Genomic DNA, 21876 nt, shown 5'->3' on the forward strand with positions numbered 1-21876 from the left:
TCATAGAGATTAGGCTTTTTTAAAACATATTTTATTTGTTGGATTTATATAGGTTATAATATTTATATGGATTATTTTTTGAAAAATTGATAATACATAATATATGTAAAAATAAGTTTTTTCTCTAAAATACCAACGTGCAAAATTCAAAGTTTTACTAAAATCATAAGAAGTATTTATTCAGTGAGCTGAAAAAAATTGATACAATCTATGTTATAGGTTGTATGATATTTATCATTTATATTTTCAAAATTATAATCGACTGAAATGTAGCTTTGTTATTTTTTGAGTAAGATTTTTTATAGGGTGCAGAATGAAGTGATAAAATCCATATAAGTGACAAAGTTTCATTAAAAGAGATTTAAATAACGTGTATAGGTTATCTTTATAGGAAAATTTTAAAAAAAATATGGCGATAAAATTACGTTTTTTGTCCTTTATGTATTGAATTTTCTCATGGGTGAAGCGTTTTTTATTCAAGATATGGATGATATTAAAAAAATATGGATGTAACTAATAGTGTGAATTTTTTAACAAAATAAGCATATAGATATCTTAAAATAGCTGGAAGAGGTGATTTTAAATGGTAGAATTAAAGGCACATACGGCTCTTTTAAGCTATCGGATGATTGGTTTTTGCTTATGTCCTGTTATTCCTTTTTATTTGTTCTTCCGTGCTATTCGTGGAAAAGAAGAGTGGTGTCGCAAAAAAGAGCGTTTAGGTAAAAGTTCTCATGTACGCCCCCAAGGTTCGTTAGTTTGGTTGCATGCAGCAAGTGTTGGAGAAACACTTGCACTTGTCCCACTTATAAATTATATTTTATCATTGAAAATCAATGTGTTAATGACGACAGGGACTGTGACATCTTCTACTCTTGTGAAAAAACATTTTGGTAATAGGTTGATTCATCAATATGCTCCTTTGGATTTAGATTTTGCAGTGCGCCGTTTTATTAGTCATTGGAAGCCTGATCTCGCCTTGATTTGTGAATCAGAAATTTGGCCTCTTCGTATTAAAGAACTTGCAAAAATGCGTATTCCGCAGATTTTGGTTAATGCCCATATGTCTGAACGTTCTTTTAAAGCTTGGCAAAAACGACGCGTTCTTGCCAAACATATTTTTAAGGATATTGATTTGGCGATTGGTCAAAACGAAAGAGATGTAGCTTATTACCATACACTTGGCGTAAAATCTGTTACGTTTTCTGGGAATCTCAAGGCTGATGTTGTTCTGGTTGAAAATCAAGCATTGCTTGCACGTTATCGTAATGCAATCGGCAATCGCCCAGTTTGGGCAGCTGTTTCAACGCATGAAGGGGAAGAGGAGATTGCTTTTGAGGTCCATAAGATTGTTAAAAATTATTTGCCAGATTTATTAACAATTATTGTGCCTCGTCATCCTGAACGTTCAGAAGATCTTATCAGAAAATGCGATAATAAGGGGTTGCGTTTTATTCGGAGGAGTAGAGATGCTGTTCCAAACATGAATACCGATATTTTATGGGGAGATACAATTGGAGAAATGGGGCTTTTTCTTCGCTTATCGAAAGTTTCTTTCGTTGGTAAGTCGTTATGTGGAAATGGTGGACACAATCCATTGGAATTGGCTTTGCTTGGTTCTGCTATTTTGACAGGGCCCCATGTTTCAAATTTTCAAGAGATGTTCGAACAATTTTTAACGCATGATGCAGCATATATAGTTCAAGATACAAAACAGCTTGCTATTCAGGTGTATAAGCTTTTAACAAATGAAACATTGCGACAAGAAATGGTTGATAAGGCTCATGAAGTGGCGACAGATATGGCAGGTGCACTTGAGCGCACATTAAAGACTTTAGATCCATTTTTACAACCCCTTGTAATACAAACGGGTTTACGTCAGCGTCAGGGTAGATATGCATATTAGCGCCCCCCATTTTTGGTGGAAAAATAAAAGCTTTTTGCGTTTTGTATTAGCTCCAGTTTCATGGGGGTATGGTTATTTTTCAAGTCGTTTTATGACAAGACAGCCTTCCGTGATTGATTTGCCAGTTTTGTGTATTGGAAATTTTACATGTGGCGGTGCGGGTAAAACGCCGGTTGTTATTGCTTTTAGCAAAGTGGCTAAAGAACTTGGTTTCGTACCTGGTATTGTATCACGTGGTTATGGTGGATCAGTTAAAGGGGTACATCTTGTAAATGAGAAATATGATACTCCACACAATGTTGGAGATGAGGCACTTTTACTTGCACAGCATGCTTTTGTAGCTGTATCACCTAATCGTTATGCAGCGGCACAACGGCTTAAGCAAGAGGGATGTAATCTTATTTTAATGGATGACGGATTTCAAAGTCGCCGTCTTTATATGGATTATACGTTACTCGTTGTTGATGCGATGCGCGGTTTTGGTAATGGAGCTGTCTTTCCAGCAGGACCTTTGCGCGTACCATTAAAAACGCAGTTTTCTTTTATGGATAGTGTTTTATTGATTGGTCATTCCGATGCGCCTGATAATGTTTCTTTTCTTGTTTCTCGTACTGGAAAGCCTTTATATCGTGCTCATCTTAAAGCCATTGCCTCTGATGAGGTTTCAGGAAAATCATTTTTGGCATTTGCCGGTATTGGCAATCCAGATAAATTTTTTAAATCTATTAAAGAATTATCTGGTCATGTGGTGCAAACTTACATGTATCCAGACCACTATTTTTTCACAGATAAAAATTTAAAAAGCCTTATACAAAAGGCTAAAATGCACAATTTATGGCTAGCAACAACAGCTAAAGATTATATCCGTATACAGACAATTCACACGCAAAAAGATTTGAAAAATCTTATTGTCTTTGATGTGAATGTTGATTTTGTTCAAAAAGATTTCTGTCGTATGGTCCTTGAGGAGGTCATGAGCCGCTTTAGAAAACGTTCCCTTGAATTTTTTTGTCTAAAAGGTAAAGGCTAAATTTATAGCTTTCGAGGGTTTATTTTTCTTTTGTTTTTAACAATTGCTTGAGATATGGGTTGCACTCAAGTTCGCGCTGATAGGAGATTTCACAACTAGCATATGCTTCTTGACGGTGATGATTCCAATATTTTAAATCATCTATAGGGATTTTTTGTCCGCTAACAGCACAAATGGTATAGGAACCATATTCTATAATGTCATATCCATTATTAGAATAATGAATTTTTGCTTCGCGTTCACTATCGGAAAACATTATAATTCCTTTTACTGATACAAGAGATTCAAGAAAAGTGCCATAAGATATATTATAAAGTCGAGAGTTAATTTAAAAATATTTTTCTTGTCAAAATAGTTAAGAGTTTATTTTCTGCCAAATAGCCGTTCTATATCTGCCAATTTGAGTTCAATATAAGTAGGGCGTCCATGATTACATGTACTTGTATTGGGTATTGCCTCCATTTGTCGTAACAGTGTGTTCATTTCTTCGGGGCGTAAAAGGCGCCCTGACCGTATTGAACCGTGACAAGCCATCGTTGCTGCAACATAATCAAGCATTGCTTTTAAATTGTTTGTTGTATCATACTCAGCGGCTTCATCTGCAAGATCTTTAATAAGGGCTTGGACGTTGATTTCTCCTAACATGGAAGGTGTTTCACGCACAACAATTGCTCCTGGTCCAAATGGTTCTATTCCTAATCCAAATTTTTGCAAAGCATCTTTATGCGTTAAAAGGCATGTTGCATCCTCTTCAGAGAGTTCTACAATTTCAGGAATAAGTAATAACTGTGAAGGAAGCGGTTTGGAATAAAGTGCATTTTTGAGTGCTTCATAAACCAATCGTTCGTGAGCTGCATGCTGATCGACAATGATCAAACTATCTTGTGTTTGGGCGATAATATAGTTTTTATGGATTTGTGCTCTGGCCGCTCCTAATGGATAAGATAACTCTTCTGATGAAGATGTAGTGTTTGGAATGTATGTATCCCCACTTGGTATATTTAAGCCCTCCATAATAGGAGTAGCATCTTCTTTTAAACCAAAAGAACTAGTAATATCCAATGGTTTGTGAACCATTGAAGCAGCGGCAAAATGATGAGGTTGTGGGCTATAAGAAGAGGACTGGTGCGTGTTCTTAAAATTGCCTAACGGTTGTTGTGCCAATGGTTTTTGTATTTGAAATGCAGCTAGCGTTGCTTCAGAACGGGTTGAAGTAGGACGAATACCAGATTGCTGTAATGCTTCACGAATAGCTCCAACGATCAAACCACGAATTAATCCTGGATCACGGAATCGTACATCAGCTTTGGCTGGATGTACATTAACATCTACCTCAGCAGGTGGGAGATCAATAAAAAGAATAGCGACAGGATAACGATCTCGTGTCATCACATCAGCATAAGCGCCTCGGATAGCGCCCCATAGAAATTTATCACGCACGGGACGCCCATTAACATAAGCAAATTGATGAAGGCTGTTATTTCGGTTGAAGGATGGCAAACAGGCAAAACCCGTTAAGCGCACTGCTTCGCGTTCAGCATTCAGTGCGATGCTATTAGGGGCGAATTCTTTTCCTATAATTTGCGTAATACGTTGCAATTGTCCTCGAATATTATTTTCTGTAGCGGACAGTTCCATAGATGTTCTATCTAGTCCTGAAAGAGAAAAGCGGATATGTGGAAATGCGATAGCAATCCGCTTAATCATATCGCTAATAGCATTTGTTTCAGCCCGATCGGTTTTCATAAATTTTAATCGTGCCGGCGTGACAAAGAAAAGATCACGAACTTCAACAATTGTTCCAAGGTTTGCAGCAGCTGGTTTGGGTCCTACAATTTTTCCTGCAGTAACGGAAATTTCAGCAGCGCTCTCAGCATCTTTTGTTCGTGAAATGAGTTTAAGTTTAGCAACAGAACCAATAGAGGGGAGGGCTTCTCCTCTAAACCCAAGGAAGCAGATATTGTGTACGTCATCGGTAATCTTTGAGGTACAATGGCGAGAAACTGCTAAAGTTAACTGATCTGCAGGAATTCCATAACCATTATCACTCACCTTTATAAAATTTTTTCCACCATTTGCTGTAATAATTTCGATGCGTGTTGCACCAGCATCAATAGCGTTTTCAACAAGTTCTTTGACAACATTTGCTGGTCGTTCAATAACTTCACCAGCGGCGATTTGATTAATAATATTTTCGCTAAGATGGCGTATAATCATAATAAATTCTAACAGGAATCTTAAGGCTTCTATAAAAAATTATGATAACATCATTTGCGCGACATTCAAGAATAAGAGAGTATGGAAGGTATTATTTTTACAATACCTCCTATTTTATTTTATGTTAACAAATCGGTTGGAAAAAACAGAAAAAATAGTTTTTATCACCTTAAAATAGCTTGCACCAATTTATCATCTAGGTCAAAAAAGAAGCAATGTAAAAAGGGAAGGCAATATATATGGCGCGTATAAGCGGTATTTTAGCAGATAGTGATATACAAGCTTTGATTGAGAATAACTTTCTCAAGGCTCAGTATCCATTTGATAGATCTCAAATACAACCAGCAAGCCTTGATCTTCGTTTAGGGGAGAAAGCTTATCGTATACGTGCTTCTTTTATGCCGGGCCCTAATACAAAAGTTTTGGATAAGCTTGAACGGTTAAAGTTGCATGAGTTTGACTTACGAGACGGAGCCGTTTTGGAAACGGGGTGTGTTTATATTGTTCCTCTTTTGGAAAATTTAGCTTTACCAGAATTTTTATCTGCTGTTGCCAATCCCAAAAGTTCTACAGGCCGATTAGATATTTTTACGCGTGTCATTACGGATAATGCTCAGGAGTTTGATAAAATTTGTGCTGGTTATCATGGTCCACTTTATTTGGAAATTAGTCCACGCACATTTCCAATTTTGGTGCATAAAGGCTCACATTTATCACAGCTTCGGTTTAGAAAAGGGCAAAGTTATTTAAATGAAGTTGAGTTACACACTTTGCAAAAGCAAGAAACACTGATATCGGAGGATATTCCTAATATTAGCGCTGGTGGTATTGGTCTTTCCATTAATTTAAAGGGAGACGAAAACGGCCTTATAGGTTATCGTGGTAAACATCATACAAGTGTTATTGATATTGATAAACGTGCTGTTGCCCACGTTTTAGATTTTTGGGAACCTCTTTTTGATCGTGGTCAAAGGGAGTTGGTTCTTGATCCTGATGAATTTTATATTTTAGTTTCACGAGAGTCTGTTCATGTGCCTCCGCTTTATGCTGCAGAAATGACTCCTTTTGATCCTTTAGTTGGTGAGTTTAGGGTGCATTATGCAGGCTTTTTTGATCCAGGATTTGGGCATATGGAAGCGGGTGGAAAAGGAGCAAGAGCGGTTTTAGAAGTGCGGAGCCATGAAGTTCCTTTTATCTTAGAGCATGGTCAAATGATTGGCCGTTTGGTCTATGAGCATATGCTTAATCGACCATCAACCCTTTATGGACATGATGTTGGATCACATTATCAAGCACAGGGTTTAAAGTTGTCCAAGCATTTTAAATGAGTTGGAAACTACGAATTTTGATAACATGTATGCAGAAAGTGTATTTTGGATAAAAGAAAATTTTGTTCTTCGCAAAATTGGCGCCATTCATTCTATTTTTAGTGTCCAAAGTTATTGCATCCCTTGCATTTGAGAGGCATTTTTACTTCTTTTTTTCAAGAGGTTTTATCTATACGAACTTCGTTTATGATGTGCAAAAGAATAGTTTTGATTATTTCATCATGAAAAAATCTAAAATGAAAGAATTTTACTATATTCAATATGTTATTCGTATTTATTGATTATAATAAATCAATAAGTTACTAAAATTCAATATAACAGTAACGTATTTGTTTTTCAAAGTAAACATGCGAGATTGGATGCTTCTATTGCTCCATTTTTCTAGAGCTTGAATGACCAGTATATTTTATTTCGTATAAAAATTATCCTTAAGAGCCAATAAAGAAGTTTTGCACTACAGTTTAGTAACAATTTTTTAATAAACATTGTTCTACTTTTAGTAACTCATTTATAGCTTCAAGATATAAAATATTGCTAGAAAATTATTCAATTCAATATGGAAAGCTTCTACTAGTATGAACATTAAAAATTTTTTTATGCTTTATGTGAATTAGGCACTGTATATTTTTATAAACTTTCATGAATAAGTAACAGGTCTCAGTTTTGAGTATTGATATAAGAAGATTTCTGGATGTATGCGACAGCTTTATTTCCAGTATTAATAAAGTATTTTTTTATCTTTTGGGGGAGATTATGGTTTATACTTAATGACTACAGGATCTATATTCTTATAACCGATAATTTAAGGATCTTTGGAGGGAGAAACGACTTTAAATTATAACTAATTAAGCTGCGGAGCAATCGCTTTCGAAGAGGTATTCGTTTAAAGAAAGTATAATATTTCAATTGTACATGAACAATATATGAGAGGATACGTTATTAATGATACCCCATACTGTGAGATTTTAAATTTGGATAGGAGAAATAAAGACATTGTTTTTATCAATTAGTTTTTTTAGAAAGTTGCAATCTCTGTTGCTTCTATCTATTCAATAGAGCGTTTTGGAAGAATATCGAGTAGGAAGGTACACGGGTTCGCTTTTATGCGTTTTAGTATGTCTTCTCTTTTTATTTAGGAACAATGGTGCCATCAATGATTATTTCTTCAACACTTGATTATCGTAAGGCGGCAAAGCGTCGTCTTCCTCCCTTTCTTTTTCACTATATTGATGGTGGGGCTTATGCTGAAGAAACGATGCGACGTAACTGTACAGATCTTCAAGCTCTTGCACTGCGTCAAAGGATTCTAAGGCAAGTTGGTGAAGTTGATCTTTCAATCAAGCTTTTTGAACAGACACTTGATTTACCGATTGTACTTGCACCTGTTGGGCTAACGGGCATGTATACACGTCGTGGAGAGGTAGAAGCGGCGCGTGCCGCAGCGGCAAAAGGGATTCCTTTTACTCTATCCTCTGTTTCAGTTTGTCCCATTGCGGAAGTGCAAGAAGCAGTTGGAGGTGCATTTTGGTTTCAACTTTATGTTCTCAAAGATCGCGGTTTCATGCGTGATGCACTAGAACGGGCTTGGTTAGCTGGTGTACGCACGTTGGTTTTTACAGTTGATATGCCAGTTCCTGGTGCACGTTATCGTGATTCGCATTCGGGGATGTCTGGTCCTTATGCTGGATTACGTCGTTTTTTACAAGCGTTTACTCATCCATATTGGGCTTGGAACGTTGGTGTTATGGGGCGCCCCCATGATCTTGGAAATGTCTCCACTTATCTCAAAAAGAAAATTGCATTGGATGATTACGTTGGTTGGCTTGGTGCAAATTTTGATCCATCAATTGGTTGGCATGATTTACAATGGATTCGCGATTTTTGGAAAGGAAAAATGATTTTGAAAGGTATTCTTGATCCAGAAGATGCACGAGAAGCAGTAAAGTTTGGTGCGGATGGTATTGTTGTTTCTAATCACGGCGGACGTCAGCTTGATGGTGTATTATCAACAACACGAGCGTTGCCTGCAATTGCGGATGCTGTAAAGGATCATTTGACTATTTTAGCGGACTCAGGTGTTCGTTCTGGTCTTGATGTTGTACGCATGATAGCACAAGGTGCGGATGCTGTTATGATTGGCCGTGCTTTTGTTTATGCGCTTGCAGCAGCAGGTAAGAAAGGTGTTATGCATCTCCTTGATCTTTTTGCCAATGAAATGCGGGTAGCTATGACACTGACCGGTACTCAGACAATCAAAGATATTACACGCAAGAGTTTAGTAAATATAGATGTTTTTAAGCAATGAAAGCAATATGTTATACTGCTTTCAGAAAAAGAAAGTCTTTTTATAGAGGAGCATAATTATATATTTTACAAATATGTTGACAGTTAAAGTTAAATAGAAAAGATCAAAAAGCTCCTCTATAAAATCACAGAAAATACTCAGTAATTACAATAATATTAACGCAAAAATCTTAATAATAATAAACACAAAAAAAATACTAATAACATTGCATACATCTTTTACTTACTTTATTAAAAGCTCATTCTATGGATAAAAAGGAACAAGCGCTGATATTAAAGGTAAAACAACTGTTGATATAGAAAAAATAGATATAAATAATGCTGTGAGCATTTTTCCCTCCTATATATAAAAATATAACATGTTAATTACTTCTTTCCCACATTAGCATAAAACGTAAATTTATAAGCTTCATTTAGTTTTATTTTAATATAGAATAATATTAATTATTGTATATAAATAAAATTATTAAAAATGTCAATATGTATTTATTGAAAGCTATAATTATAATAAAAAATGGATCTAATAAATAATATTTCTATAATCTATATATTATTTATATTAATTTTATTGGATAATATATTATATGGGTATGATATTGTTTTTATGGAGTACATTTTTAAGCAATGAAAAAAATACCCATACAATCTTTAAAAAAGCTCGTTTACTGAGAGCAAGACTGCGTGAATTAATGTGCTTTTCTTTCTTATTTTCTTGCATCCTCAATGAGTTATGATGTTTTTGAACTGGCGAACATATTAGGAAGCAGTTGAATATTTTTTGTATAGTATGTCATTGCTAACACTGTTTATGCTTTCTCTATTGATTGCATAATTTATTAAAAATCCAGTTTGTTTTTATTGCAGATAGGGTCGTTAGGTATTCCTAATGATACAAATTGGCATAGAATGTTTTGTTCTATAAGCGATTTAACAATTGCATCTCTAGGCTTCTCCATTGATACTATGCTCTTCACAGACAATAACAGATTGGTGAGATTGGCATAACTCTAGCACAGATATATTATCTCAAAGTTGAATTGTTGGCACACTTGTAAACGTTGGGATAACTTTATGTTTTTTGAAGCTCTACAGCAATATCAAGACAAATCTGAACAGGTTCTTCAGTAGCAAGTAAGAGAACACCTTTCCCTTTTTAAACAGAAGTTTTTCTGATATCAATTTTTAAAGCATTTTTATGAATATTCATAACAGCGTGTTTTTCAAATCTATATAAACGGGTACAGGATTACTCAGAGTGGAAAAAATTACAGTTTCCATTTGATCGAATTACTCTCATAAGTAATTGGATAATATTTACTTTATCGCTGAATAAAAAAGAAAAGTTTTCTTTCTTTAAATAGAGGATGTGTTGTCATCTAGCCAATAGGGATAGTTTGCGAGAAATTTGTTCGATGCAAGACAACTTAACATTGCAGCTACTTTTTATCATTTGAAGCTGTGAAAAGAAGGCTAAGATAGATGAAAGAATGTAAAAAATAATGGATACATTTTAAGATAAAAAATTATAATTCTGTTAATTCCACAACAGTTGCTGCTGATATTGGTAACAAAAGAAATTTGACTAAAAAAATTATCAAAATTATTGAGGATATTTCTCATAGCATGTAGACTAAATCTTTTGTTGGTATGGCTGGGATTTTCTTTGAGAAGAAATTGATTCTATCCCCTGAAATCAGCAATAATCTCTCAGGTGATGTCGTAAACTTTTTGGGGATGTTACAACGCTACTATCGTCCTTTTATGAAAAATGCTAGCATTTCAGATGAGTAGCTGTGAGGAGTTTCAACGTTTAATACAGCAAGAGCCAGCAACTCTCACGGATTTAGAACAGGCTTCAAGGTTTTTATATTTACAGCGATTAAGTTTTAGAGGGAAGGTAAATCGTACGATGAGAGTTGAAATCCGTCGTAGCGCGTGGGTTTAAGTCTTTCCAATTTGAAGGCGTGCTAAAACTTATTTGCCTCTGTTTAGCAGGTGTTAGCATTGAACATTTAAACTGGTCCGATTTTATTGTGCGTTATGATCATCTAAAAACTTGTTTTATCTTTCACCACTTTATTGTGGTTCTGAAGGTTATTCCAGAAAAGCTTTTTATAAGCGGGAGAATTATCAGCCGATGTCTAAGCTGCTTGCATAAATAAAAGGGAGGTTTCTTTTGTCTTTAAACAATATGCTAGAAATTCAAAAAACTTTAGTTAACTTCATAAAAGAGATGACATCATCTTATACAGATTGCTCTTCAAATAATACAATTTCTGGTAAGGAATGAGGCATCACCAATTTTGATTTCTAAAAAAGAAACAATACGCATTAAAGAGTCTTTAAATTTGTAGACTTTTTGAGAATCCTTTCAGAATCTTTTGAAAAAAGTGAACTGATAGAAGATTTGCTATCAAAATATAGAAACTTTTCTAGCAAGTTACGAATAAATCTAAAAATATATATTAAATATAAAAAACAGAGTGACATGCTTGTAGACTGGGCTTTAGAAACAAGAATCAAAATGTATAAAGATGCATAGAGGCAAGATTGGTACAGATCATTTTTATGATTCAATAAAAAATAAAAACTAAAGAAAAAATTCTATATCAAAAATTTAAGGTGGTTTAAAAGGTGGACGGGCAATGCATAGAAGGATGAACGAGAAGGTGAATTAGGTGAGGGCGATTTATAGATTATCAGCATCTTTTGTAAAAGTATCTTCCTAAGGTAAATATTGTGATGAAGTAAGATTGTGGTTGAATGTTCGAAAAGATAATACGCACTCTTAATTTTTCCGTTATACACATCACAATAAACGCCGTGAAAGGCACGTTACAAACTTTCTCTAAAAGCAGCATATGAGTTTGCAAGATATTACAGTGATATTTTAAAAGAAGGTAATGGTCCCATTTTATTTCAGGAACAAGTTATCTTACAACAGCAAAGCAATATTTTTCAAGAAATTGCAAAAACGGCTTTTGAAAGCAAAAAAGCAGAGTTGAAAAATGAAGGTAAAAACGGTTGCTGGTTTTCTCCACTAGAGTTTCATGTTATTTCCCACATAGGGAATTTACTACAGAAAAATTAACAGCCAATATCACTCACAATGTTTTTGCGCCACTTTAGCATGAAAAAGCAGATACCGTGCGAAACTATTTATCTTATCTTCAACATCATTATTACGATTAGAAAGCTGAAACAACGTCATTCACAAATCACATAAAAGCTGTCCATTATTCATTATACAATCCCGTGGATTGTTTTTCTTAAGCATGCCAAATCCTATTTTGTTGAAGACAGAACGTTGTGTATCATTAGTTCTTTGAACGACGATAGCAGTGCAATCCGTAAAATCTTTTCTCATCTTCTTTTGGTAGGATAACAAAGATGCTCTTAGAATACATCAATAGACTCAATCACTTTATACAAATATAACCTTGTTGAATTCTTTCGCTTCAACTCAGACATCTCCGTCACTCTAATTAAATCCAATCGACCACCAGAGTGTTTTTATCCTTTAAGTTCTTTTACTTTTAATCTGAATATATCGACCTCTTTCAAATCTTTTCATTGATTAATGTTTCAGAGGAATTGTATCTTTAGCACTTTATTTTCCGTTTATGTCTCCAACCACATAGACCTGCACCTTGTTCATTATGTTTTAAATATCTCTCGCCAAATTTGGATTAATCACATTGATATCTTGTCGATTCAAATAAATTGGCAGCCATCCAATACAAGAAGTTCGTTCATTCGTCGCGCAGCCAGTTAGAAAGCTTAGTACGCATAGCAGCATCACTTTTCTTATTAATCTTCATTTTCTACCTTAAGCCGTGTTGTCCTATCTTGAAAGCTTCCTTTGTTTGCTTTTGCTTCTCAACTTGTTTCCCAAGAAAAAAGGCTTTCACTAAAGCTATAAGAAAAGTTGCTATGGTCACTGACGTCATTGTTAGATATTTTTTTATCCATAAGATCATAGGCGGTGTTCTTGAAAGCGTTTAGCAATGTATACCATAGCTGTACAAGCAGCTAAAACCATAATGCCTGCTAAAACCCATTGAACAGGACCATTTCCTGAAAAAAGCCCTCCAAGCCCTGAAAAAGAACCTATGATTGGTGCAAGAGCTTCTACTTTGCAAATACCTGTCACACCTTCTGATTCTACTACATGATAATTTGGGGCAACATGAGATCCTTTCGCCCATAATCCTGCTTCGGCTGCTCGGCGATTGACAAGACCTTGGATACGTTTTCCTCCTACTCTTGTCCATTTTTGCAATTCAGTTGGTACCACTTCATATGCACCTTTATTGAGCTTTTTTAAAAGTGTAGAATTGCAAAAGGCTGTTATTCCTACGTTATAGCAAAATGATACTAATGCCGCGAATTGTTCATTGTTTAAAGGAACGGTAACGGCTTTTTCAACAACGAGTTCACACTCTCTCAAATCCTGACAAAGGATTTTTTCAGCTTCTTTTTCCGTAATTTGCATGTCTTTGTGGACGCTTGGAGCACCAGCAGCATTTGTATGTCCATAACCAATTGTCCATACACCACCAGAATATTCATAAGCCGATAAACGTAAGCCTTCCAATTGCTTAATCAATGCAAGCCCTTCTTTTGATATTTTTCGCATTATTCTTACCTATAAAAAAACTACACAAAGCAGGATATGAATCGAAAACTTACATCTACTCATTTTTAAGAACAGAACAGCGAAAGGGCATAATAAATTCAAAATCTCCATAGTGAGTTATGTTAAAACCCATATCGTTTTTTGAACAAATATTATGCTAAACACCATTCATTTTGCAGCAATTGATCTCCATCTCAATATAATAACTTTATAATAAATCCATTTATAATCAGATAGATTTTACTCATAAATTCTTACAGTTGATCCAGAATGATTTAGAAGAACTTTACTTAAAAAAACTTCAATAATCCTGATGAAAAAAAGCATTTTTTAACAAAAAAATAAGAGATATAATAAGTAATGAAATAATAGGTATTGATTTTCAAGTAATTGCATAACCCATAACTTACACCATAGAATTATTTTCATAAAAACAAAAAAACATTACAGTTGAATATTATAGATCTACAAATTATCTTAGAATCAATACGATATACACATAACGTATTATACATATTTAATCAAAAAATCTATAGTGAATTTAACTGTTATTTATTTTTTCCTCTAATTGCTTAATTTTCTTAAAAAATATCTTTATGAAGGATTTTAAATAAAATGTTATATAAAAACATAATCGATATTTTCTCCCTCTCTAGTAGTCTGTTTCCAACTAAAACAATATAGTAGTGGAGCATATTCAATATATGGACCAATGATATTGGATAGTGTTGTAAAGAATATTGTATTGTAATAAACTTGAATGATGATTTCGGTTTCATATATTTTTCCATATGAATAATGCTTTCGTCTTTTTCATATGAAGTGTTTTATGGGGCATTCGGGGACAATGGTATCATCTTTGTCTAGTGTTGTATTGGCTACGTTTCCAGAAGCGTCTTAAACAAATCAATCAAGCTATTGAAATCTTTTTAGAGGCAATAGTACAAGAGATACAAAAGATTTTAACAAAAAGCCGCTTGAAGATATGGGAGGTTCTCTCCTCCTAGCATCTCCGCCCATTTACATAACATAAAAAAGAGAAAGGTAATGAGATGATATTTGATGATGGCGATAGATATGTAACAACCCGTGAATGTGTACAGCTTTTTAGTGTATCCACAACAACGATTCGCAATTGGGTGCTTCAGGGGTTGTTTCCGGAGCCATATAAGCTAGGGAGAGCGGTGAGGTGGAGAAAGAAAGAGATCTTAGCCTTTACTCCAAAGAAATAAGAACAAATTAGGTAAAATTATATAAACTGTAGAAGGTGGTCTTCAAACAGATAATTAAATAAAAATCCATATGTTCTAATATGAAAAAGAGAAAATGCGGTGCCGCATGCCGGATTCGAACCAGCGACCCCATCATTACGAATGATGTGCTCTACCAACTGAGCTAATGCGGCATAGGTTTGTAAATCAATGAGACAAAACTAATTTGAGGGTAATAGCTAAAAGTACGTATAAAAGCAAGAATGCATTTTTTCAATAATTTATAAAATATGATAATAATTTGCAGGAGAAGTATGTAAAAGTCAGAGGACAGTATTCTTTGATCTTAATACTATAAATGCTTTCCAATTTACGATAGCACTCAAATTAAGAAGCTGGGAATGTAGATCCTTAGGATGGAAAATGGTGTCAAGATAACTTAGTAAAGATAAAAACATTTCTGATTCTTAAGAAAGAAATTTGTTGAATAAGTGATTAGGAAAATAAAGATCATTATAAACCCTTTATAATGTGCAAATAAGATGAGTAGAATTAGTTGAAAAGTTACTTCTCATTTTTAGGGGAAGAAAAAGGGGGAGGATTAATAAAATTAATCACGTTTTTTTATTTAAGATGGAGTAAGAATCATGTCGGATGAAGATCGGCTGATAGAACTAGAAATAAAGCTAGCTTACCAAGAAAAATTCATTGAGGAACTTTCTCGAGTGGTAACGAATCAATGGAAAAGTTTGGATGAGATATCTAAAAAAGTTGATGTTTTAGCGAGACGATTTTCAGATTTAAAAGAACAGAGTGTTACTGAAGCTGTTATTTTACCATTTTCTCAATAGGGAGAAGGTGCTTAAAAATTTTTCTACTAATAGTCTCTTGGATTTTTTTAGATGTAATAGGGTGGATATCACAATGGGAGGAAGGTGCAAAATGTTCTTTATTACAATTGCAATTATTTACAGATTAGTTTTTATTTAACGCATTTTGTTAGATTTGTAGAATAATTTTTATAAGCTTCTTCATTAATTTCAAGAAGTTCCAATTTTATAAGGAGTGCTGATATTAGAAGACGTTTTTTATATGTGATTTCTAGTACTAAAATTAAGAAAAGTTTTTGTAGAGTATAAAAAGCATCCATAAAAATATATGAACTTCAATATGTTAAGTTTTTTCTGTACAGAGTTTTCTATAGATGGGAGTTAGATTTATTCGCTAATTTTTTTAAAGTGATACAAATGAAGTGATGTTATCGTTATCTATAGAAATCATAAGTGAGCGCGTATATTTATAATAAAGCGTTTTAATCCATTCTGATGATCAAGTTATTTTCAGTTGTTTTAATCGGGTGAGGTGCTCTAAGCGATATCGGTTGTGTATAGTACAAAGAGCTCTAGAAGTCTTTTTCAAGATTAAATATATTCTTCGTTATATGTATATGATATTTTGTGAAAAGGTTTTTGTTTTTCGTAATTTAAGATACAAAATACTATTGCTAAAGCACCAAAGATAAACCATGCTGGTAAATAAGTGAGAGTAATGCAAATTGAAGACAGAAAATCAGGCATTACTTTGCATAGAGATTGATTAAGGTGGTAGACATCTGTTTGCAGAAGGTTTATTAAAATTTTATTAAAGGGGGTTGTTGTCCAATGTGATGTGATTACAGAGTGTGCGTTATCAATGACCAATGCTATAATGGTTAGTGTAACGAAAATGAAGGACATTAATTTAAATAAATAGTGGAGCATATTTTTTCTTAAAACTTCAACGGGGCATATGTATAATGCACAAAAAAATAAGGAGTTGCATTATGATAAGAAAATAGGTTTACGTTTGTTTTGTGTTTTTTGAAAAAGGTGCCTAATTTTTCGATAAAAGTTGAGGTTAGGTTCAACAAAAGTAATGAGGCATGATGTTTGAAAAAAAGCACAATGAATTGAAGCGTAGCCTTCAAAATCGCCATATTCAAATGATTGCTTTGGGTGGCGTTATTGGGACGGGACTTTTTTATGGATCAACCGAGGCAATTCAATTAGCTGGTCCCTCAGTCATTTTATCTTATCTTGTCGGCGGGCTTATTATGTATTTCATTATGCGAATGCTTGGTGAAATGTCAGTAGAAGAACCGTCTTCAGGAGCATTTAGTTTTTTTGCTTATAAATATTGGGGGAGATTAGCTGGTTTCATAACAGGTTGGAATTATTGGTTTCTTTATATTCTTGTGAGCATGGCTGAACTTACAGTGATAGGGTTTTACCTTGATCATTGGATTTTGATTGATCACTGGAAGGCATCTTTCGTTGTTCTTTTATTTGTTACATTCATTAACTTGTTTAATGTTCGTTTTTATGGAGAATTTGAATTTGCTTGCGCTTTGATCAAAGTGGCTGCTGTTATTGGTATGATTATTTTGGGAATTTTTCTCATTGTCACTGGACTAGGGGAAAATCAAGCGAATATTCATTATCTTTGGGACCATGGCGGTTTCTTCCCTTATGGAGCAGTAGGGGTTGTTTTAGCGACTTCTGTAGTAATGTTTTCTTTTGGAGGAACAGAGCTTATTGGTATTGCTGCTGGAGAGGCATCTGATCCACAAAAAACAATTCCAGCGGCTATCCGTCAAGTTATGTGGAGAATTATAATTTTTTATATTGGTTCTATCAGCGTTATTATGATAATCAGCCCTTGGAATATGATTGGAAAAAATGGTAGTCCTTTTGTTACAATTTTCGAGACTATAGGAATTCCTGCTGCTGGTCATATTTTGAATTTTGTGGTGATTATGGCTGCTATTTCTGTTTACAATAGTGGCATTTATTCTAATGGACGTATGCTTTATAGTTTAGCTGTACAAAAAAATGCACCACATATTTTTAGTAAACTGAGTGCTGCTCGTGTTCCTTATATTGCTATCCTTTTTTCATCATTCTGTACGGTGTTGATTGTCGTTGTTAATGCTCTTGTTCCTGATAATAGTTTCATGCGGATCATGGCTCTTGCAACTGCAGCAGCAGTGATTACTTGGGCTATTATTGTTATTGTTCATTTGAAATTTCGCAATGCACATAAGAACAAAAAAGGCGACTTTACTTATGCGTTTGGTTTATATCCTTACGCTAACTATCTTTGTCTCTGCTTTCTTGCTTTATTATTTTGCATTATGTTTATCAGTGGTTTTGGGCAAAATGGATTGATGACTCGACTTTTTGATATGATAGGAATAAGCGTGCCTTTTCTTGAAACATATATTCCTGTACAGATGCCTGATATGAGTTTGGCAGTCATTATTATTCCTCTATGGTGCTTATTATTACTTTTAGGTTATAAACTGAAACGATAGAGAAAGAAGAGCTAATAAAAGGGATTGATTGGAATAAATCTTGGGGACTATAAAATTTGATGAGGTAACACAAGTTTTTGGTGATTTGTGTGTTTTAAAAAATATTACTGTACAGCTTACCGAAAAACGAATTGCTGTTATAGGTGCGAATGGTTCTGGAAAAAGTACATTTGTTCGTCTTATTAATGGACTCCAATTACCATCTCACGGTTTTGTAAGCGTTGATGGGCTTGATACCAAGCGCGATGCAAAAGCAGTAAAGCGTAAAGTTGGATTTGTATTTCAGAATCCCGATAATCAGATTGTTTTACCATTAGTTGAAGAGGACTTATCATTTGGTCTCAAAAATTTAAAGCTTAGTAAAGATGAAATTAAGGAGCGTGTAGATGAAATTTTACAGCGCTATGAACTTCAAGACTTCAGAAATCACGCTGTCCATTTATTAAGTGGTGGGCAAAAACAACTCGTTGCTATTTCCGGTGTAGTTGCAATGAAACCAGACTACATTATTTTTGATGAGCCGACGACATTACTTGATTTGCGAAATAAGCATCGCGTTACGCAAGTGATAGAAGAATTACCACAAACGGCAATAGTTGTATCGCATGATTTGGAGTTTTTGAAAAAGTTTGATAGAGTGCTGGTTTTTGATAAGGGGGAGATAGCAATTGATGATGTACCTTTTGTTGCTATCAAGGAGTATATAAGAAGAATGTCATGATCGGTTTATATATTCCAAGGGATACGTTTATTCATAGGTTAAGTCCTGGAGTTAAGTTATTATTTCTTGCGGCGTGTGGAACTTTTATAATAATGGTTTCTTCCATAGCGCTTCTTGGGTTATTTTTGTTGTTGGTCATCTTATTCTATAGAGCCGCCAAGGTCCCTTTCAAAACTGCGATAAAGCAATTTAAATCGATGGGATTGCTTTTAGTTCTTTTATTTGTATTTCAAACTATTTTTAGCGGTTGGCTTACGGGGGTTGAGGTCATATTACGTCTTGTTATCCTCTTTTCTTTATCATCACTTATTTCATTCACAACAAAAGTTTCAGATATGGTGGATGCAATTGAAGTCGGGCTTCAGCCTTTTTGCTGTTTTGGTATAAATCCATCAAAAGTGAGTATGGTTATCTCTATGGCGATCAGGTTTATTCCTCTTTTGAGTGAAAAGTTTAATGAGGTACATGAAGCACAGCAAGCACGGGGACTTAATACTAACATTGTCGCTCTTGCGATACCTTTAATTATACGAACCATAAGAATGGCTTCAGAAGTGGCTGAAGCATTGGAAGCGCGTTCTTATGATGCTGATGCCATTGATACAGCATCTCATAATAATCAAAGTTTTTTATAGTGAAAGAAGAATCAAATGAATACAAAAGATTTAGTTTATATTGCTTTATTTGCCGCTATTTATGCTATTTTGGGCCTTTTCCCTTCTATTTATCTTCCTTTTCTTCTAGGGGTACCTATTACAGCTCAATCGATGGGACCGATGCTAGCAGGGTCTATTCTTGGGGCAAAAAGGGGTGCTTTAGCGTCACTCCTTTTTCTTGTTCTTGTTGCGATTGGATTACCTCTGTTGCCTGGTGGTCGCGGTGGGATCAGTGTCTTTTCAGGGATTGCAAGTGGTTACTTAATAGGTTTTCCATTTGCTGCATTTTTTATTGGTTTAATGGTAGAATTGTTTTGGAAGCGGTTAAATTTTATAACATTATTTGTGATAAATATTGTTGGTGGCATTGGGATAGTTTATTCTTTTGGTGTTCCATGGACAGCGTATATGACCAAAGTCTCTTTACTGAAGGTTTTAATGGCTTCATCAGGTTTTTTGATAGGCGATTGTTTAAAAGTGTTGATTGCATCCTTTGTTGCACTCGCGATTAAAAGATCTGTTCCTCTCATTCATTCAAAGCATAATAAGAACAAGCTAAAATAAATGTATTATTTTGTTATGCTGTTATTATATGATATTCATGTATCACAATAAGTTTACTGAATTTAACCATAGTAATCTATGATGTAATTAAACATTGTAGAATCTAATGTGATTTATATAAGTGATATTATTAAAATAAATTATTATAGTATTTTTCTCTATATCTAAGGCATTTAAAGTGTACTTTTATAAATCTGATACTTTTTATTAATTATACAACTTATTAATTATAAAACAATAACAAAAGTTTTTTCATAGTGAAGGAATAATTCAGTGAATACAAAAGATTTAGTTTATATTGCTTTATTTGCCGCTATTTACGCTGTTTTGAGTCTTTTTCCTCCTATTTATCTTCCTTTTTCGCTGGGTGTCCCTATTACAGCTCAGTCTATGGCTCCGATGTTAGCAGGCTCTATACTTGGAGCGAAAAGGGGAGCTTTAGCATCACTTCTTTTCCTTGTTCTTATTGCGATTGGGTTACCTCTATTGCCTGGTGGTCGTGGTGGAATTAGTGTTTTTTCAGGAGTTACGAGTGGTTATCTGATTAGTTTTCCATTTGCTGCATTTTTTATTGGTTTAATGGTAGAATTGTTTTGGAAGCGGTTAAATTTTATAACATTATTTGTGATAAATACTGTGGGCGGCATTGGGATAGTTTATTCTTTTGGAATACCATGGGTATCTTATATGACTCAGGTTCCTTTGCTGACGGTTTTAATAAGTTCATTAGGTTTTTTGGCTGGTGGTTTCTTGAAAGTGCTGATTGCATCCTTTGTAGCGTTGACCATTAAAAAAATCGCTCCTCTCATTCATTCTTAAAAAGGGGTAGTTCTGTACTGAAGAACAATTTTTGCCAAATGTATGTGGATTAAAAAGTACCACGGAATACCATTCTGTTTTATTTACTTTTTATTGGTATTTTTATCTGTATAGCTCTCAAAGGTAGCCATACGAAAGTTGAATATTTCGGCACCAAAATTTATTTTTTGCTTTCAGGAGCAGACCCCTAAATAGTCAATTAATATCATTTTATTCAACATGCTTGTAAGTTTTATTCGATTTGCATATTATATGCATAACGCCTTAGGATTATTTATTATTTTTTTATATTTTTAGTTAATTAATCACTAATTTTTAAAGTATTAAATTATATTAATTGTACAAAAACATCGATAATTCAGTGTTCATTTAAAACTCTTGATGTACATAATACCCTTATAAATGTGTTAATATAAGGTATAAAAATAAGATTTGAATGGGATGAAGCTAAAACAAAAAATAATCTTAGAAAGCACCGTGTAAGTTTTGAAATGGCTGCATGTGTTTTTTCGGACTCATTCTCCATAGCTAAACAAGATCGTATTGAAAACGGAGAGTATGGTTAGCAAGCTTTAGGGCTCATGGATGGTTTTTTTATTATTATTCGTAGCGCATACTGTCTATGACGATAAAGATGGCATAGAGGGAATCCGTATTATTTCAGCACGGCGAGCCAACTTGAAAGAAAGGAAACGTTATAAAGAAGAAAGTTCGTTATGAAATTGAGGTAGGTAACTTATCACCTTTGACAGATAAACAGAGAGTTGAAGTTGATAAACTGGCTGTAATGCCGGACAGTACAATTGATCATAGAGAGATTTCGTCACTCAATGATGTGTTCTGGAAAAACGCCGTTCTCAATCCGTTCTATAAACCAACGAAAACTGTTGCTAACTGTGCGTGTGGATTCAGACATGCTAGCGTGGCTTAAAAGTCAAGGAAAAGCAAAATAAACCTCATTAGCAGAATTTTTTAGACACTAATTCCTCTAACTGTTGGCAAATTTTAAGCCTATTTTACTCTGCCTGCACGGTCATCTCAAGATTGTTGTTGTTGAAGGTGTGATGGAAGATATCACTCTGGATGGGCATAAAGTTGAGAGGAGACTTCAAGGAGAAATCACCACGGC

Annotated in this window: 17 protein-coding genes, 1 tRNA gene and 1 pseudogene; 15 read left to right on the forward strand and 4 right to left on the reverse strand. The window is 34.3% G+C overall.

Annotated features, from left to right (window positions below; translation table 11 throughout):
• Positions 1-583: 583 nt before the first annotated feature.
• Positions 584-1906 carry a lipid IV(A) 3-deoxy-D-manno-octulosonic acid transferase gene (gene waaA / locus ACFIK8_RS03790; RefSeq protein ID WP_375635947.1) on the forward strand — a complete coding sequence of 441 codons (1323 nt, stop codon included), beginning with the start codon at positions 584-586 and terminating at the stop codon, positions 1904-1906.
• Positions 1896-2936: a tetraacyldisaccharide 4'-kinase gene (gene lpxK, locus ACFIK8_RS03795; RefSeq protein ID WP_375635946.1), complete on the forward strand. Its 1041-nt coding sequence runs from the start codon at positions 1896-1898 to the stop codon at positions 2934-2936. The genes waaA and lpxK overlap by 11 nt, the downstream gene beginning before the upstream one ends.
• A gap of 19 nt (positions 2937-2955) precedes the next feature.
• On the opposite strand, the gene ACFIK8_RS03800 is transcribed toward lpxK, so the two are convergent.
• Positions 2956-3192 (reverse strand): DUF2093 domain-containing protein, encoded by a 237-nt coding sequence (locus ACFIK8_RS03800; protein ID WP_012754677.1) that lies wholly within the window; start codon positions 3190-3192, stop codon positions 2956-2958.
• Between the two features lie 107 nt (positions 3193-3299).
• A complete protein-coding gene (gene mutL, locus ACFIK8_RS03805) occupies positions 3300-5153 on the reverse strand; it encodes a DNA mismatch repair endonuclease MutL (protein ID WP_375668982.1) in 1854 nt (617 codons plus the stop codon).
• 239 nt (positions 5154-5392) lie between these two features.
• Between mutL and ACFIK8_RS03810 the strand changes: the two genes are divergently transcribed.
• The 4 genes and pseudogenes from ACFIK8_RS03810 to ACFIK8_RS03825 form a co-directional block, all read left to right on the forward strand.
• On the forward strand, positions 5393-6481 hold the full coding sequence (locus tag ACFIK8_RS03810; protein ID WP_375635944.1) for a 2'-deoxycytidine 5'-triphosphate deaminase: 1089 nt from the start codon (positions 5393-5395) through the stop codon (positions 6479-6481).
• Positions 6482-7634: 1153 nt separating this feature from the next.
• The gene (lldD, locus tag ACFIK8_RS03815) at positions 7635-8786 is read left to right on the forward strand and encodes an FMN-dependent L-lactate dehydrogenase LldD (protein WP_375647112.1); all 1152 of its coding nucleotides are present in this window, start codon (positions 7635-7637) and stop codon (positions 8784-8786) included.
• Between the two features lie 1782 nt (positions 8787-10568).
• On the forward strand, positions 10569-10730 hold the full coding sequence (locus ACFIK8_RS03820; RefSeq protein WP_375635943.1) for a hypothetical protein: 162 nt from the start codon (positions 10569-10571) through the stop codon (positions 10728-10730).
• 733 nt (positions 10731-11463) lie between these two features.
• A pseudogene (locus ACFIK8_RS03825) lies at positions 11464-11911 on the forward strand (integrase); the annotation flags it as partial.
• Between the two features lie 850 nt (positions 11912-12761).
• Here the strand turns inward: ACFIK8_RS03825 and ACFIK8_RS03830 are convergent.
• Positions 12762-13424, reverse strand: coding sequence for a lysozyme (locus ACFIK8_RS03830; protein ID WP_012754682.1), 663 nt, complete (start codon positions 13422-13424; stop codon positions 12762-12764).
• A 1052-nt stretch (positions 13425-14476) separates the two neighbouring features.
• On the opposite strand from ACFIK8_RS03830, the gene ACFIK8_RS03835 reads away from it, so the two are divergent.
• Entirely contained in the window at positions 14477-14656 is a 180-nt protein-coding gene (locus tag ACFIK8_RS03835; RefSeq protein WP_375635942.1) for a helix-turn-helix transcriptional regulator, read from the forward strand.
• Between the two features lie 100 nt (positions 14657-14756).
• On the opposite strand, the gene ACFIK8_RS03840 is transcribed toward ACFIK8_RS03835, so the two are convergent.
• Positions 14757-14829: transfer RNA gene (locus ACFIK8_RS03840), tRNA-Thr, on the reverse strand.
• 453 nt (positions 14830-15282) lie between these two features.
• Here ACFIK8_RS03840 and ACFIK8_RS03845 point away from each other — a divergent pair.
• The 8 genes from ACFIK8_RS03845 (at position 15283) to ACFIK8_RS03880 (ending at position 21467) form a co-directional block, all read left to right on the forward strand.
• The gene (locus ACFIK8_RS03845) at positions 15283-15486 is read left to right on the forward strand and encodes a SlyX family protein (protein WP_012754685.1); all 204 of its coding nucleotides are present in this window, start codon (positions 15283-15285) and stop codon (positions 15484-15486) included.
• Positions 15487-16559: 1073 nt separating this feature from the next.
• Entirely contained in the window at positions 16560-17987 is a 1428-nt protein-coding gene (locus ACFIK8_RS03850; RefSeq protein WP_375636039.1) for an amino acid permease, read from the forward strand.
• A gap of 40 nt (positions 17988-18027) precedes the next feature.
• Positions 18028-18708: an energy-coupling factor ABC transporter ATP-binding protein gene (locus tag ACFIK8_RS03855; protein WP_375635941.1), complete on the forward strand. Its 681-nt coding sequence runs from the start codon at positions 18028-18030 to the stop codon at positions 18706-18708.
• On the forward strand, positions 18705-19343 hold the full coding sequence (locus tag ACFIK8_RS03860) for an energy-coupling factor transporter transmembrane component T family protein (RefSeq protein ID WP_375668983.1): 639 nt from the start codon (positions 18705-18707) through the stop codon (positions 19341-19343). Before ACFIK8_RS03855 ends, ACFIK8_RS03860 begins: the two co-directional genes overlap by 4 nt.
• 15 nt (positions 19344-19358) lie before the next feature.
• Positions 19359-19928: a biotin transporter BioY gene (locus tag ACFIK8_RS03865; protein WP_375668984.1), complete on the forward strand. Its 570-nt coding sequence runs from the start codon at positions 19359-19361 to the stop codon at positions 19926-19928.
• A gap of 273 nt (positions 19929-20201) precedes the next feature.
• Positions 20202-20747 carry a biotin transporter BioY gene (locus tag ACFIK8_RS03870; protein WP_375668985.1) on the forward strand — a complete coding sequence of 182 codons (546 nt, stop codon included), beginning with the start codon at positions 20202-20204 and terminating at the stop codon, positions 20745-20747.
• Between the two features lie 491 nt (positions 20748-21238).
• A complete protein-coding gene (locus ACFIK8_RS03875; RefSeq protein ID WP_375628330.1) occupies positions 21239-21313 on the forward strand; it encodes a hypothetical protein in 75 nt (24 codons plus the stop codon).
• 19 nt (positions 21314-21332) lie between these two features.
• Positions 21333-21467, forward strand: a complete 135-nt coding sequence (locus ACFIK8_RS03880) for a hypothetical protein (RefSeq protein WP_375668986.1) — start codon at positions 21333-21335, stop codon at positions 21465-21467.
• The last annotated feature ends 409 nt before the right edge of the window (positions 21468-21876 follow it).

Source organism: Bartonella sp. MR168JLCBS (assembly GCF_042194175.1).

What these genes read in the sequence shown, in the direction of transcription:
- waaA (WP_375635947.1), top strand. Translation starts at nt 584, where the DNA reads ATGGTAGAATTAAAGGCACATACGGCTCTTTTAAGCTATCGGATGATT.
- lpxK (WP_375635946.1), top strand. Translation starts at nt 1,896, where the DNA reads ATGCATATTAGCGCCCCCCATTTTTGGTGGAAAAATAAAAGCTTTTTG.
- ACFIK8_RS03800 (WP_012754677.1), bottom strand. Translation starts at nt 3,192, where the DNA reads ATGTTTTCCGATAGTGAACGCGAAGCAAAAATTCATTATTCTAATAAT.
- mutL (WP_375668982.1), bottom strand. Translation starts at nt 5,153, where the DNA reads ATGATTATACGCCATCTTAGCGAAAATATTATTAATCAAATCGCCGCT.
- ACFIK8_RS03810 (WP_375635944.1), top strand. Translation starts at nt 5,393, where the DNA reads ATGGCGCGTATAAGCGGTATTTTAGCAGATAGTGATATACAAGCTTTG.
- lldD (WP_375647112.1), top strand. Translation starts at nt 7,635, where the DNA reads ATGATTATTTCTTCAACACTTGATTATCGTAAGGCGGCAAAGCGTCGT.
- ACFIK8_RS03820 (WP_375635943.1), top strand. Translation starts at nt 10,569, where the DNA reads ATGAGTAGCTGTGAGGAGTTTCAACGTTTAATACAGCAAGAGCCAGCA.
- ACFIK8_RS03830 (WP_012754682.1), bottom strand. Translation starts at nt 13,424, where the DNA reads ATGCGAAAAATATCAAAAGAAGGGCTTGCATTGATTAAGCAATTGGAA.
- ACFIK8_RS03835 (WP_375635942.1), top strand. Translation starts at nt 14,477, where the DNA reads ATGATATTTGATGATGGCGATAGATATGTAACAACCCGTGAATGTGTA.
- ACFIK8_RS03845 (WP_012754685.1), top strand. Translation starts at nt 15,283, where the DNA reads ATGTCGGATGAAGATCGGCTGATAGAACTAGAAATAAAGCTAGCTTAC.
- ACFIK8_RS03850 (WP_375636039.1), top strand. Translation starts at nt 16,560, where the DNA reads ATGTTTGAAAAAAAGCACAATGAATTGAAGCGTAGCCTTCAAAATCGC.
- ACFIK8_RS03860 (WP_375668983.1), top strand. Translation starts at nt 18,705, where the DNA reads ATGATCGGTTTATATATTCCAAGGGATACGTTTATTCATAGGTTAAGT.
- ACFIK8_RS03865 (WP_375668984.1), top strand. Translation starts at nt 19,359, where the DNA reads ATGAATACAAAAGATTTAGTTTATATTGCTTTATTTGCCGCTATTTAT.
- ACFIK8_RS03880 (WP_375668986.1), top strand. Translation starts at nt 21,333, where the DNA reads ATGGTTTTTTTATTATTATTCGTAGCGCATACTGTCTATGACGATAAA.